Raw genomic sequence first — 14,175 nt, 5'->3', positions numbered from 1 at the left:
CGGAAACGTGATGTATCCACATCATCATGCATAAGTATTGTTGGTTGTATTTGGCTATCAACAGCTCTTTTGTAATAGCCAATAAACATTCGCGTTAAATTCGATTCCATCAAGCGTATGAATTGTTTTTGGATGTGTACATAGTTAGTACCGTTGTCTGTCCGTACTGTAGAACCAACTATCTCTCCACCACGTACTAAGTTACCGTTTAGCACACCCGTTGTAATGAAATCAGCGACAATCCTTCCATCCATTGTGATTGCCGTATTATAGGGTCCATTAATGCCTGTGGAGGAATAACCAAATCCATTGATATTCCATTGCCACACTTTTTTAGCGGTTCTTTCATCAGCTGTATCCATAATCAAAATTCTTTCTGGATATATACGAACATGGCCACCGAAACCGCTATTGATTAAATTCGTAGCATTTTCGCGAGCTTGTTCTAATATTGATTTTTCCATTCCTTTAACGTTGTTTTTAATACCATTGACGCTATTTCTAATATCATTGAAGTTATTCTCAACATTATCAACTCTGCCTGTTATATCAACGAATGACTCTTTAAAATTGCCTAATGTCAATTCGATATACTCTTCATAGATCGGGTCGTATTTGTAATGATTAACTTTAGCTTCAATTTCGAAACCGTCTTCTTCATGTATAACTGTTACTGTATCTCCCATATATACACGTTGTAATACCGCCAAATCTTTATACTCTTCAGTTTGAGATAGCTCTTGAAACTCTACTTTATATGTCGCTTTTGGATAATCAACATGTTGTTCATCGTACATTTTTTTTGCGGCATTGCGTAACATTTCATATGCTTGTGGTAACGGAACTGCGTCTTCGTCGTCAGCATAATCACCAATAGCTGCTTTAATGTGTTCAAATTCAACAACTCTAATTTTAGGTTTAATATATTTACTAGCGTTATAGCTTTCCACGTACTTTTCTGGTAACAGTAGTCCATCAAAACCTTTAGGCATCATTCGAGTTATAACACCTTGCCAATCTACATCGCCTTCATATCCTAATAAATCTTTTTTGTGTTGAATAACAACACCGCGATCTTTTCCACGTTCTCTTAGCATGTGGACGGTGAAATTATCCCTTTTTAATTCCCCGCCCCAACGACTAAGAAAAGAGTTGTCCTGGCTGTTATCAAGTATTGCTTCGACTGGGTTTTTTCTAACCAAACGAGAACTAGAAATTGTATTGATATCACTAATGAAATTAAAATTAGTGTTATATTGCATACGTTCTTTCATTTGTTGTAATGCTGCTTGTCCGCCCTTTTCTTGAATAAATGTATCTTCAATCAAGTTATCAACGAGATCATAGAATACGTGATAACAAAATACGTGTAATTCACCCATAGAAGGTGCAGGTCGTGCTACACGAAACAATTGATTGCCATCAGGTGTTGGCGCTTTGATTAAACATTGACCACCTATTTCTAATCCGTGCGGAGCGAATAACGGATATTTAAAACTTAAGACATATAAACCATTTAATTCTTCTTCAATAACTGCATCGTAAATATTATCGTCTAAAATACCTATACCATTGTGAGTAAAATCCGTTTCAGTTGGTTTATATAATGTAATCATAAGTAACGCCACCTCGGGTCAATTTGTAACTTTGTAACAGTTCCAGTCCATTTTATTGTGTTTGCACCTTCAGAGAATGTGGGAAAATTACCGATCATATTACTATTCATCGGCGTAGTGTTCGAATATGCTTCTTTTAACTCGGAATCAATTACTACTGAACTATTTACATTTTTAATTAAGAATGAAACATCATTTATCGTAACAGTAATTGATCCACTACCATAAATCGTTATTTTAGGTAATGAATACTTAGTGCCCGAGTTTACAAGAGTAGTTGTCTTAGTTATTTCCAAAGGTTGTAGAATAGCGTATTCGAATGGATCAGCTACAAAAGTAACTTCGAATTGTCCATATTCTTCTATTTCATTAGCGATACTACCTATTTCCACACTTTTTATTTTTCTATAAACGTTATCATCTGTAAAAGAAAGGGTTTTAGCGTTCAATAGCCACGCTTTTATACGTCGTAACAATGGTTTGATGTTATAATCTTCTAACAAGTTAAAGTCAATCTTGAAAGTAACGTCTTCATAACCATTTTTCTTTGTTAATGATCCGTTTTCTCTACCAGGAACTTCAATAAACTCTATTTTTTCTTTTGCTGTTGGTATGTCAGGGCGCTCTACCATACAAAGAAGATAGTCACGACCTAATATTTCATTTATTCGAATATCAACCACGTCGCGCCCTCCCTATACCGATATTTAACATTTGTCCTTTCTTTGCAAACCAATCATCAGCTTTTTCAAACATTTTATTTAGATCACTTTCATTTTTAACAGTTGTATTAAAAGTCACTTCATTTTTAATTTCTTGTGGTTGTTGTTGCTGATTAGCGTTAACACCTTTACTCAATGACAATGAATTGTTAACAATGTTAGGTAAATTAGAAAGAATACCATTGCCACCTATTGTTTTAGTAATCCTTTGTACCGTATCTCCTAGTGCACCTCCAGAAGAGAATGGAGCTAATGGAACGCCTTGATTTAAATTAACAGCTAATGCCCTTGGCGCTGCGAACGATGCAGGCGCTGCGAATGATGCTGGGGCAATTCCTTGATTTCCTGTATTATCGTTAACACTTATAGAATAAGAACTGCTAAATGGATTTAATTTGTTTAAAATGCCACCAGCTTTATTCCACGCTCTTGTAACCGTATCGATAATACCGTTCATTACTCTTATAATAGAATTCCAAAGATCATAAAAGAAACCAACTACACTATTAATCGGTTTGTAAACACTTTGAAGGATATCTGAAACATAACTCCAATTGCTACGCACGATGTTAGAGATATAATTGAATGTTCCAGACACGCCAGAAGACAACCTATCCCAAGCGCCAGTTACATTAGATACGACATTGTTCCAAATACCAGAAGTTATGGCATAAACTACATTCCAAGCGCCTTCAATTCTGCTTTTCACTTCATTTACTGCATTACTAATATTCGAAGTTATCGTATTCCAAACTCTCGAAATAGTAGAAGTTATTTCATTCCATTTGTTGGATGTTGTATTTTTAGTTGAAGTCCAACCGCTTGTAACAGTATCTGTTGCTTTATTTATCTTGTTCCTAATATATCCAACAATCTCATTCCAAACATCAGAAATAAACGTCGAAACCGCGTTCCACGCCTTTGATGTTATATTTAATACGTAATTCCAACCTTCCTGTATTTTAAGTTTTATAGGGCCCAAAAATTCATTTACAGTATCAGTGATCCATTGCCATGCTTCACGGATTATATTAGTAATCCAATTCCACGCTGTACTGGTTGCACTTGTGATTGCATTCCACAATTCTGTGATAGTGTTAACTAATATATCTCTATATTCTATAAAAGTAGAGGAAATAGCATTCCAAGCTTCTTCGATGTAAGGTTTAATCCATTCCCAGAATTGTGTTACCGGTTCTTTTATTAATTCCCATCCTAAAATGAAAGCAGTTAATAACAACTGTAAAGGGAATGTTATGATTTGGAATAGAATATTCCAAGCTATTTGCGCGATCTCTTTCAAACCTTCCCAGAATGCTGAGAAACCTGATTTTACAGCTTCCCATGCGTCAGAACAAATTTGTTTGAACGAATCCCATGTACTTGAAAACCATTCAATCGTTGCTGTCCACATTTCATTTGCTATGTTGCCAACTTCAGCCCAAAAGTTATTCCAATTATTTTTAAACTCTTCCCATTGTTGACTAAACCATTGCGATATCATATCCCATGCCATTTGAATCGATTGGGTTACATTATCCCAACCTTTAGAACAAGCATCGCTAATTGTTGTCCACAATTCTGACATCCATGTTGAAAATTGGCTCCATTTTTCTTTAAGCCAATCTGTAATACCTCCCCAGTTGTTAAATATAGCTATAACTGCTACGACTGCTGCTATTATTGCAGCTATTGCGGCTACAACTAATGCGACAGGAGCGCCAACAAATGCAGCTATTACGGTGACTACTATCCCTATCGCTTCAGCTATAGCTGAAATCCAACCTATTAGAGTACCGATAAAACCAATTACCGAACCGACGGCGGTTATTATCGTCCCTATGGCTGTTATCGTAGCTCCTATGACTATTAATAACGGGCCAATTGCCGCCGCTAATGCCGCAATAATTACGATTGTTTGTTTAGTTTTAGGATCAAGTTTAGAAATCCAGTCCATTAATTCTTTTAATTTTTCAACAACAGGCATTAACGCAGGTAATATTTCAGTCCCGAATTGCACGGCTAAAGTATGAAGTGTTTGTTGTAATTCTTTGAATTTATTTTCCGGTGTGTTCTCCATTTGTTCAGATAAATGTTTAACCTCTCCGGTAGCATTCCGGGCATCATCAGACATTTTTTTAAGCTTTTCGCCGCCACTATGAACAAGTATTTGCCACGATGCTAAATGTTCTTTACCGAATATTGTAGCGATTGTAGCGTTTTGTTGTTCTTGTGTCATTCCTTGTAAACCGTGTTCAAGTTCGTCCATGACTTGAGGTAATTGTTTCATCTGTCCGTTTGCATCAAATGCACTGAATCCCATTTTCGCCATAGCTTTAGACATAGCCTTTGTTGGCTTAGTTAAGTTAACGAAACCAGATTTCAAAGCCCTTGCCGCTACAGACGCTTCAATACCATTAGATTGTAATAAACCTACAGCAGAAGCGGTTGTTGATAAATCTTGTCCAGCTGAATTTGCAGTTGGCCCAATAATTGACATTGCTTCTGTTAGAGAATGAACGCTAGCTTTTGTATGGTTAGCTGTATAAGCGAATATGTCAGCCATCTTATTGATACCAGCTATATTCTGCTCAGCGTTATTTGTTTTTTGTCCTGTAGCTTCATAAGCAGATCCTAATCCGTCCACAGTTTTTGATAAATCTTCATTCGCGCCACGGGCAGTATGGAGAGAAACAGTCATGATTCGCATCGCTTCTTCTGCTGTGTAACCGTCTTTAACTAGCACAAGTAAACCTTCATTTATTTTTTCGGTACTAACACCAAACTTTTGAGAGTTAGCAAGGGAACTATCCCACATTCTGCTCATAACGTCGTTAACTTGTTGAGAAGTTAACCCTGTTGCGTTTACCTCTTTTCGAATATCAGCCATTTCATGTTGGAATTTCGATGCTTCTTTTGCAGCGTAACCCATGGCGCCAGCTATAGGAGCTGTCACTTTCATTGACATGTCTTTTCCTACACTAGAAACACTTTGACCGACTTCTTTTACTTTATTACCGAATTCTTGAACGTGTGATTTAGCTGTTTTAAAGCTGTCTCCAACTCTTCTTTCTAGAGCTTGCGTTTCTCTGCCTAGTTCAATTTCAGCTTGTCTTGCCCTATTTAATTCGGTTTCTAACCTTTTAACTTCTTCAGATCCAGCGCCGAATGCAGTTTTAGCATTATTTAATTGTTGCGCTAAATTTCGAGACTGTTCACCAGCGTTTTGTTGCGCTTGCTTTAAATAGTCATATTGTAATTTCGCCTTGGAAGTTTCCGAAGCGTTCTTTCCTAGTGAAGCTGCTTGGAGATCGTACGCCGATTTTAATTTATCAGCTTCAGTTTTTAAACTGAAATGGGCCGTTTTCAAACCTTCTAACGCTTGCTTTGACTTACCTATTTCACTATTTCGTAATGCTTCAGCTTGTTTAGCTTCTTTTAATGATTCGGTAGTAGTTTTTATTTTGTTAGAAATTTCAGTTTCAGCAATTTGTGCACGTCGTAACGCTTCTTCAACCTTCTTTGTTTCTGTTGCATTTTCTCCCCACACTTGTTTTGTTCTTTGAAGTTGTTCCGCTGTCTCTCTTGTTTTGTTTTTAGCGATATCATATTGCTTCTCAAGTGTGGATAACGAAGTCTTATATTTATCAACATCAGTTCCGGTTAACTTCATTTGTGTTTGAGCTAACTTTAACTCTTGTGTTAAGGCTCTATTCGCCTGATTCATTTCGTTTATCTTAGATTTATAATCAGCGGTGTCAGCCTTAAATTTAATTATGGTTTCTTTTGAAGGAGTAGCCATTTATTTTCCACTCTCCTTTTCTTGGATATAGGCTTTCCACCCTTCGTAAGCACTTTTGTTTTCTGCTATTCTTTGAACATCCCTTAAGGGTAAATTCCAAAAGTCACTTTCCGATATTTCAAAAATAAATACGTATAGACTGTATAAGTCCACAACGAATTCAATTTCGAATTTAGGAAGTTTTAAGCCTTTTTTCCGGCTTTTTGTTGAAAACCTTTTGCCATGTTGTTTTTAGCTTCTTTTTTCATAACTGCACCGAAATAATCGAACGCCTCTGACATATCAACTTCATATACTTCCATGAATGCTTCAAATTCCATATATCCAGTAGGATTTGCTTGACGATAAGCCGCATAAACAATACGGAACGTATCTAATAAATCAATGTTCTGAATTCCGCCAGCGTTTAATAAAGTACTTAAAAATCCTTTATCGATAATGCCTTCTTTTTCTAATTTGAATAATGTTAAAGCTGTTAAGTTAGGATTCGCCTTCACTACTTCACCATTTGATAACGTAATTTCTTTTGTCATGTAATTTCTCTCCCTATAATCAAAATTAAAAGGCACTCATAAAGAGCACCTTTGATAGAATTTATTTTGTTTGTGCTGTTTTTCGTAATTTAGCCGAATCAAATTTTGTCATCCATTCTTTTGCAACTGTTTCCGGTAGTTCGATACCTTCATAATAGAAACGACCGAATTCGTCAGATAACGCTGTTACTTCTAATTCTACTTCGGCTAGTTCTTCAGCACCGTTTTCTACACTCTTAACAAAACCTGTTGCACTTGTACAATTAGGGAATGCGATTAAACGTGTGTTTTCTTCGAATATGTCAAGCTCTTCCGCAACGAACGCAAAATCTTTTCCTAAGCTGTCAATACCATATGAGTAAACGCCATCGATCAACCCTTCGTTTGTAATACCAAAAATGTTACGAATAACCTTTAATTGCATGTGACCGCTAATTTTTACATTCATTTGTGTTGGTTTTGATTTTTTCTTTTGAGTAAAGCCGCCGCATTTCTTTTCAACTGATTTAATTTCTGTTTCTGCATCTAATTTACCTACACAACCGAATGGGTCAGTTACATGTTCACCTTTAAAAAGTACACTAGCATTTTTAATCTCGACCGCATCAAATACATCAACTGTAACTGGCATATTATTGCCCTCCTAAAGTTTTATTTATTTCTTCTATTAAAGATTTATTTAATTCCTCAATAGAGTAATCGACCTTTTTATCCACACCACGCTCCATGAACTTTTTGGCCGCCTTTTTCTTACTTGTACCTAATCCCAAATCAGGGAAAACTAAATATCTATATTTCGATTTTGGTTTTAATGTTAATGTTAAATTCTCTTTGTTATCGTCATTAATAGATTGATATAGTTTAGCGTGGGCTTTCTTTCTATTCGATATAGGCATTAAGCCAAGAACTGATTTTTTCATTACTGGTGCAATTCTAGACTTTAAATCTTCATTTATTATCTTTTCCGCAACGTTTGGTAATCGCTCAATGTTTCTTTGCAAAGATTCAAATTTAGAAGCATCAACACTAAAATTAGCAGGCATATTTTACATTCCTTGTAAGCTCGAATGTTAATACATCAACAAAAAACTCTGTATCTTTCTTCCTCATTTTTTCTTTGAGCGATTTATTACATGTGTGGCCAGTTTTACTTAGTGAACTCATAAACTCAACTTGCAATACATCTAAGTCCTCACGATTTTCCGAAAAATAATAAACTGTTACATCTTGTGTAAATGCGCTTGCCCCCGCTCTAACAAACCCACCTGTTTCAAATACAACATGGTTGATTGTGGATAGATTCGCTTCATCCTCCTGAACTGTGTCCTGGTATACTTCTACAGTGTGGAAGAAAGACTCTAAATGCTGGACTAGTTTAGTATTAAACTTTTCAATTAAATCATTCAGTGTCATCTAGACCACCTACCTTTTGCAAGTATAAATACATGCTATTTTTAAAACGATCCGCTTTAATGATGCTATAAGAATGTCCTCGTAATTCAATTATTAGGCTGTCCACATCCTTATTCTTGAACATAGGAGCGTATAATGTTTCAATCTTCATATCTAACTTTTTATCAATACTTTCAGCGTATTGAATATCAACTTCACGACACGAAAGTTCCGAAAATCTAAGTTTGATAATCTCAACATTTTCACGTCCGATTACTTTTTTAGCGCTATTCCGGATTGTTTTACTTTCCTTAACGCTAATAAGTCCATCATTAAAGGTTTTTCGATGTTGTTCAATCCCCATTGTTCTTTTTCCTTTCATCGATTGCGACGTGTAATATCAATCGTGAAAGTGGTTGTCTAAAGTTACTTTCGAAACTATCTAATGCATTGTTGTATTCATAACGAATACGGTTAATAACTAGCTCCCTTGCGGATAAATTGACGGCTAGATCAAGTTCAGCGCCTACTAAATCATTAATATAGTAAACGGAACGATCTATAAGCTTTATGATGTCCTTGTCTTCTTCATCCCAAGTGATTGCTAGTGCATGTTTTACATCTTCTAACAAATCAAAAGGCGACTGTAACGTCGCCTTTGATTGATTGTCACTCATAAAGGATCACTCCCTATTTAGTAGGTGCTGGAGTAGTCACCGCTGTACCTGAGTCTTTCATTTCAGAAATATCATAAACTAAGAATGATTCATTTTCTTCAGCACGACCATTAGCGTACATTTTAGCGATGTATAAATCTTCGTCTTCGATAGCGCGTGTTTGATCGTAAACGTCTAAACGTTGTGCTCCACCTAATCCAAGGAAGTAATCTTTTGCCATACCAGCGATTAATTTACCTTTAGGAACAGCATTTGATTTAACGATTTTACCTGGAATCGGAAGAACGTTATAAGTGTAAGTTCCATCCATGTTAGGGCGTGTAGTATAACCATAAATTTTAGACCAGTAGTCTACAGGGTTAACGATTAGTAACACATTAGATGGATTACGTTTACCATCTTTAGTAAGTAGAGCCATGATATTACCTAAAGTGTAAGGATTAAGGTCTTTTAACTTACCAGTATCGGCTTTATCAGCATGTACGCCCCCTGTAACAGTTAATAAATCTTTCATCATGCCTACAGGTTGATCTTTACCAGTACCACGAACGATAGCTAATTCTAAAGCGATTTTTAAAGATTCAACTAATACAGTTCGAACGTAGCGATCTAACCAAGTCGGGCCAAGGTCTAACATTACTTTACATACAGGCATAAATGCTGATAATTTGTATTCCTCAATTTTAATCGTTTCGAAACCTTCATCTAAAAGTTCTTTGTGAGCCGCGCACAATTTACCCCAGAAGGCAGTTTGGATATCACCTTTTTTCAGAATCCATTCAGTTAAAGCACCGACGTTAACAAATGTAATTTCAGATAATAATTCATGATTTTGAACTAAGTCTTCAAATACTCGTTCGATAACAGTTGCAGGTACTAATGCTTCAGTACCTGCAAAAGAGTTACCTGCAATTACTTCATTGTAGTATTTCGTTTCTTGACTAGTTAAAGCACGTCCACCACGAGCAGCTAAGATAGCTTGATCGCTAGATTGTACTGATGCTTGTGCTAAAATTTTTTCTTGAATACCTTGAGCGAATGCAACTAACGCATCATTCACCTCTTCATCTGAACCAGATGCTAAAACCTTACTTAAATTTTGTTGATTTTCAAATTTCGTTTCTAAGTCTTTAATCATTGTAAATTACCTCCTACAGTTTAATAGATTTTAATAGTGAAACCATAAAGTTAGCTGATTTTTCAGCGTTTTGAGTACGTTTGTCACCTTCGTTTTCGATAGATGCGATGATGGGTTGTTCTTCAACTTCATTTGTAATTACAGATTCACTGTCCACACTTGATTGTATTGAATCAGTGATTACGTCACAGAAACCGAATGACTTAGCTTTTTCAGCGGTCATATAAGTTTCGTTGTCTAGAAGTGTTTCTAGTTGGAAAAACTCACCGTTAAAACGGCTGTTATAAGATTGAATTAACGCTTCGTCAACGTCACGTAGCATTTTAGCTTGCTTCTCTAATGAGTCAGCATTACCGAATGCATATGTCGATGCACGATGTACCATCATAGTGGTATTAGAAGGCATTTCGATTTTATTAGCACCCATCGCAATTAATGAAGCGGCTGAAGCGGCTATACCATCAATAACGGCAGTTACATTAGAAGGGTGATTTTTTAAGTAGTTGCAAATTGCAATCCCTTCAAACGCATCGCCACCATTTGAATTGATGTGAATTTCAATGTCATTTGTAACACCATCTAACATTTCTCTTACACCTTGAGAAGAAATGTCACCGAAAGGAGCTTTACCAACATTCCCATACATATAAATGACTGATTTACTATTGTCCTGTTGATTGTTGTCCATCATTAGGAACTTCGGTTGAATCTTTTCCATTTCCAATATCTTCACCCCCTTTCATAGTTCCGCTTATCCTTGCTCTCTCATAGTTCTTAGTAACATAACGTTCATTAGCCCAATCTTCTTTTATTTGTTCTTTTCCTAAACGTTCTAATACATCGTTTATGCTCATGCCACCGACTGCAAATAGCTTGTCAACGGAATTAGCAAACTTAGTAAGATCGAACAATTTGAAGTTGTCCATGTTGAATCTAATGTATGTTTTACTTAAATATTGCTCTCTAGAGAACATCTTCTTGTTATATTCGTTAGTAATCATTTCCCCTATTGGTCTTACTGCGAATATGATAAAGTTATCTAAATCGCCAGTAGGATTACCGGTAGTTGAAATGCCACCTTCACTTATTCCACTTAGTAATGAAGGAGGAATGTGGAAGGCAGTTGCCACGAAATCTAACATATCTTTTGCAAGGTTTTTGATGTCCCTCGTATCTAAATTACGTGGGTCCTTGCTTTGATCTTCCATTTGTACGTTGTCAGGTAAGAACATGATTGCTGCTAACTTTTCAGGATTCATATAATCTTTTGCTTTCTCTTCAAAAAGTTCTTGCGAAGCTTTTCCATTTTCATCAGTTAACGAATTCATGAAACGGCCTCTGAACAAATAACGTATTCTTCCATTGCCTTTGTAATCTGACATCGCTTTAGCTAGTAATAGTCCATATGAACTATATAAACTATTAATCACGTTGTTTATTGACTCTACAGAAAGGCTCAAGTATAGAACGTCTTGTTCTCTAAATTCCTTCGTTAAAAGCTGATTGTTAATCGAAACACTTTTATAAACATACTCATTAAAACCATTCGTAGTTTCACGATGAAACGATTCAGCTATCCACAGTTCCTCACCTATAGGTAAAATTAACGCTTCCTTTTCGTAAATTAACTGATGGACAACCTTATACCAAAACTCATGGGCATTTTCATTCTTATTTGGTGCCACATTTAATTGGTAGTAGTTCAAACTTCTTTTTAACTTGCCACTTCTATATGTTTCAAAATCACAAGCTACTAAACTACGAACAATTAAATCGATAGCAGCGTTAACATACAATTTCTTGTAAGCAATTTCAGCTTTAAGTGTCATCACACTACAATCAACATCCGGGACTGTTCCATTATCACTTTTTCCTAAAAAGGTTTTAAAAACATTACGAATTCCCATTTTTTCACCCCCTTTCTCAGAATGACCATACTTGCATATCGTTTAAATCGACTGCATAGTCTTCAAGATCACCGTCGAAATTGAGCGCATGTGTGAACGCAAAAAACCCGTCAGTTTTTCTTTTGACAGGGTCGATTTTTTTATATTCTTTTGAGCCATTTCCTAGTTCGTCCACATAAACATTCCCGCAATACCAACGCATAACAGGATCGTCGTGGAAAACAATATTATGATTTATGAATAGATGTTGGATTAATGGGTCTAACATAGCATGAATGTACTGCCCGCGCCTTACTATCTCAACTCTTTCGTTAAAACCAGCTTCTTCTAATAAAGGTTTCAAGATTACAGAACGGAATTTATCAATCGCGATACGCTTAATGTCGTATGTTTTCGATTTTTCTAAAAACCAATTGATAACACGTTTGGGCTCGATTTCTTTATCATAGACGATGGTGAAGAGTCCTTTTTCCACACCTATATCTATAATATCTTGATTAATATCCTGCATTTTCAATGCCTGATGCCATATAAAGGTATGGTGAATCCAATAACGCTTCCCTTGCCGTTTGAATAGCAAACCGACGCTGCAGAAATCGCGTAATTCTGCGTAATCTACACCACCAATACATTCATATTTGTGTAAATCATCAGGTAAAGGTTGATCTGTTGCAAGAAGATCCTCATAAGTAGCGATTTTATGTTGAAATAGCTGCTTCGGAATGTTCATCCGTTTTGTCATGAATTCAACATGCATAGGAATGTTGGTTTGACAATCGGCCCATTCTTCTTTCATCGTTTCGAATAATTCCATATTATCTCGAATAGAAGGATTGGCTTTTTCCCAGTTTGCAATATCTTCGACTTCTTCTTCGGAGTCTAATTTGCAGATGAAGGGGAATAACTTACTCCTTTCAACTTCGCCACTTAGAATCATTCGAGCCTTCTCTTTCATATCATCCAAAACGCCACCACGGACATATCCATCCGTTGTTAAATAGAAAGTTCGTCCATCTTTAACTTTACCCAAGGCTGAACGGAATACTTTAATCGATTTATAACCTTCATATTCATGAATTTCATCGAACCAAACTGATCCAGGACGTCGTCCATCTTTCGTTCTAGCATTAGAAGTATTGAATTTCATGTGAGATTTGTTTGTTTTATGTTTAATTAGTACCTTTGTAGCACTAAATGATCTCTTTAAAACCTTATTTGCAGGATTTTCTATTACTTCCTTCACGTCATCGAATGTAGTTTTTGCTTGTTCTTCAGATGTCGCGATCCATTCAATGTGATATCTATCTATACCAAACTGTTTAGATAGCATATAGAAGTTTAAATATCCGGCATATCCGTTTTTACCACCGCCACGTCCCATCAGTATTAATATTTGATTCCAAACAAGACGGTTGGTGTCCTTATAACGAACGCCGAACACACAAGCGTTAACAAAACGTTGCCATGCGAATAATTCGAATGGAAAATATTTAGCTGGGATATTAACACTATCCTCAATAGCTTGAACATCAACATAAACATTTGGATCATCTAAAGTTTTTCGAACTAAGGTCATTAATTGTTTTTGTTCATTACAAGAACGGATAGATCCGCTTTCCACAGCATGCATGTACTCACTAATGAAAGGATGATATTTATAAGGAAGATTAGACTTCTGCATCATCGTCATCCTCCTCACTTACCGCCTTAAGTCCTAACTCGTTAAGAATCTTTAACATTTGCGTGTTAGTTTTATTCAACTCGTTAATGCTATCGTTTTTTTTCATAAATCCATTAGCGCCTAGTACAGATACACCGCGATCTTTTACATCAGCTATCAATCTGTTTTTTATATCCCAAAATGACATATAATCTTCTACTAAATCCATAAAATGAGCGTGTATGATACCGTTCGTGCCGAGTTGTTCATATAAATCATCTCTTATTTTATTTCTAAGCGTTTTTTCTCTGTTTTTTTGAAGTTTTGCAACCTTTTCCGAAACATTTTTTAGACCTTTTTCATTTATCATGTCTTCCCAATAACGGCTGCGCCATGATTTAACAGTGCTAACAGATACGCCATATTTATCCGCGATATCCTTGTATTTAACACCTTCTAAGAAATCTTTGAACGCTAATTTATATTTACTTTGTTTTCCGCTCACAATATCACCACCCCGCTTTTTCATTGGATTTTTTCGAAGATTAATTTTAAAAATGACACTTGTAAAGACGAGAATAATCATGTATAGTTTTACTTAGAAGGAAACTGTGGCGACGGTCCACTGATTACAAATACATATCGAAAATTTTAATCATCCCAGAGAAGGGATGGTATTTTTTTTGCCTTTTTTTCTATTCCCACGCGCGTAACGCGAAAATAAAAAG

At 36.0% G+C, this 14,175-nt stretch carries 14 protein-coding genes; all 14 read right to left on the bottom strand.

From position 1 onward, the window contains the following. Positions 1–1,616: phage tail spike protein (locus tag AC1Q8L_RS14645; protein WP_492339481.1), on the bottom strand; the 1,616-nt coding region annotated here is incomplete at its 3' end. Further along, complete coding sequence (locus tag AC1Q8L_RS14640; protein WP_000227695.1) at positions 1,613–2,299, bottom strand: hypothetical protein; 687 nt, start codon at positions 2,297–2,299, stop codon at positions 1,613–1,615. The genes AC1Q8L_RS14645 and AC1Q8L_RS14640, both read right to left, overlap by 4 nt. Continuing rightward, complete coding sequence (locus AC1Q8L_RS14635; protein ID WP_000235150.1) at positions 2,292–6,140, bottom strand: phage tail tape measure protein; 3,849 nt, start codon at positions 6,138–6,140, stop codon at positions 2,292–2,294. Before AC1Q8L_RS14635 ends, AC1Q8L_RS14640 begins: the two co-directional genes overlap by 8 nt. Positions 6,141–6,322: 182 nt before the next feature. After that, positions 6,323–6,673 (bottom strand): hypothetical protein, encoded by a 351-nt coding sequence (locus AC1Q8L_RS14630; protein WP_000159510.1) that lies wholly within the window; start codon positions 6,671–6,673, stop codon positions 6,323–6,325. Positions 6,674–6,734: 61 nt separating this feature from the next. Further along, a complete protein-coding gene (locus AC1Q8L_RS14625) occupies positions 6,735–7,304 on the bottom strand; it encodes a hypothetical protein (RefSeq protein WP_001145608.1) in 570 nt (189 codons plus the stop codon). Between the two features lies 1 nt (position 7,305). After that, entirely contained in the window at positions 7,306–7,716 is a 411-nt protein-coding gene (locus AC1Q8L_RS14620) for a hypothetical protein (protein WP_001111193.1), read from the bottom strand. Then, positions 7,706–8,086: a hypothetical protein gene (locus AC1Q8L_RS14615; RefSeq protein ID WP_000174093.1), complete on the bottom strand. Its 381-nt coding sequence runs from the start codon at positions 8,084–8,086 to the stop codon at positions 7,706–7,708. The genes AC1Q8L_RS14620 and AC1Q8L_RS14615 overlap by 11 nt, the downstream gene beginning before the upstream one ends. After that, the gene (locus tag AC1Q8L_RS14610) at positions 8,073–8,429 is read right to left on the bottom strand and encodes a hypothetical protein (RefSeq protein WP_000510722.1); all 357 of its coding nucleotides are present in this window, start codon (positions 8,427–8,429) and stop codon (positions 8,073–8,075) included. Before AC1Q8L_RS14610 ends, AC1Q8L_RS14615 begins: the two co-directional genes overlap by 14 nt. Then, the gene (locus AC1Q8L_RS14605) at positions 8,419–8,742 is read right to left on the bottom strand and encodes a hypothetical protein (RefSeq protein ID WP_001282871.1); all 324 of its coding nucleotides are present in this window, start codon (positions 8,740–8,742) and stop codon (positions 8,419–8,421) included. The genes AC1Q8L_RS14610 and AC1Q8L_RS14605 overlap by 11 nt, the downstream gene beginning before the upstream one ends. Positions 8,743–8,755: 13 nt before the next feature. After that, positions 8,756–9,880: a phage major capsid protein gene (locus AC1Q8L_RS14600; protein WP_000588589.1), complete on the bottom strand. Its 1,125-nt coding sequence runs from the start codon at positions 9,878–9,880 to the stop codon at positions 8,756–8,758. A gap of 13 nt (positions 9,881–9,893) precedes the next feature. Continuing rightward, on the bottom strand, positions 9,894–10,526 hold the full coding sequence (locus AC1Q8L_RS14595; RefSeq protein ID WP_003272656.1) for a head maturation protease, ClpP-related: 633 nt from the start codon (positions 10,524–10,526) through the stop codon (positions 9,894–9,896). Between the two features lie 16 nt (positions 10,527–10,542). Then, positions 10,543–11,787, bottom strand: a complete 1,245-nt coding sequence (locus tag AC1Q8L_RS14590) for a phage portal protein (protein WP_098311753.1) — start codon at positions 11,785–11,787, stop codon at positions 10,543–10,545. A 16-nt stretch (positions 11,788–11,803) separates the two neighbouring features. Further along, positions 11,804–13,471 (bottom strand): terminase TerL endonuclease subunit, encoded by a 1,668-nt coding sequence (locus AC1Q8L_RS14585; protein WP_000983375.1) that lies wholly within the window; start codon positions 13,469–13,471, stop codon positions 11,804–11,806. Next, positions 13,455–13,952: a P27 family phage terminase small subunit gene (locus tag AC1Q8L_RS14580; protein ID WP_000015468.1), complete on the bottom strand. Its 498-nt coding sequence runs from the start codon at positions 13,950–13,952 to the stop codon at positions 13,455–13,457. Before AC1Q8L_RS14580 ends, AC1Q8L_RS14585 begins: the two co-directional genes overlap by 17 nt. Positions 13,953–14,175: the final 223 nt, after the last annotated feature.

The sequence above is a fragment of the Bacillus sp. GW823-FHT06A11 genome, assembly GCF_058795355.1.
The sequence above is the reverse complement of the archived record's forward strand: the minus strand, read 5'-3'. Positions and strand labels throughout refer to the sequence as shown.

Bases quoted from the DNA above. Each gene is read 5' to 3' on its own strand.
- AC1Q8L_RS14615 (WP_000174093.1), bottom strand. From the start codon at position 8,086: ATGACACTGAATGATTTAATTGAAAAGTTTAATACTAAACTAGTCCAG.
- AC1Q8L_RS14635 (WP_000235150.1), bottom strand. From the start codon at position 6,140: ATGGCTACTCCTTCAAAAGAAACCATAATTAAATTTAAGGCTGACACC.
- AC1Q8L_RS14625 (WP_001145608.1), bottom strand. From the start codon at position 7,304: ATGCCAGTTACAGTTGATGTATTTGATGCGGTCGAGATTAAAAATGCT.
- AC1Q8L_RS14600 (WP_000588589.1), bottom strand. From the start codon at position 9,880: ATGATTAAAGACTTAGAAACGAAATTTGAAAATCAACAAAATTTAAGT.
- AC1Q8L_RS14630 (WP_000159510.1), bottom strand. From the start codon at position 6,673: ATGACAAAAGAAATTACGTTATCAAATGGTGAAGTAGTGAAGGCGAAT.
- AC1Q8L_RS14585 (WP_000983375.1), bottom strand. From the start codon at position 13,471: ATGATGCAGAAGTCTAATCTTCCTTATAAATATCATCCTTTCATTAGT.
- AC1Q8L_RS14590 (WP_098311753.1), bottom strand. From the start codon at position 11,787: ATGGGAATTCGTAATGTTTTTAAAACCTTTTTAGGAAAAAGTGATAAT.
- AC1Q8L_RS14605 (WP_001282871.1), bottom strand. From the start codon at position 8,742: ATGAGTGACAATCAATCAAAGGCGACGTTACAGTCGCCTTTTGATTTG.
- AC1Q8L_RS14595 (WP_003272656.1), bottom strand. From the start codon at position 10,526: ATGTATGGGAATGTTGGTAAAGCTCCTTTCGGTGACATTTCTTCTCAA.
- AC1Q8L_RS14620 (WP_001111193.1), bottom strand. From the start codon at position 7,716: ATGCCTGCTAATTTTAGTGTTGATGCTTCTAAATTTGAATCTTTGCAA.
- AC1Q8L_RS14610 (WP_000510722.1), bottom strand. From the start codon at position 8,429: ATGGGGATTGAACAACATCGAAAAACCTTTAATGATGGACTTATTAGC.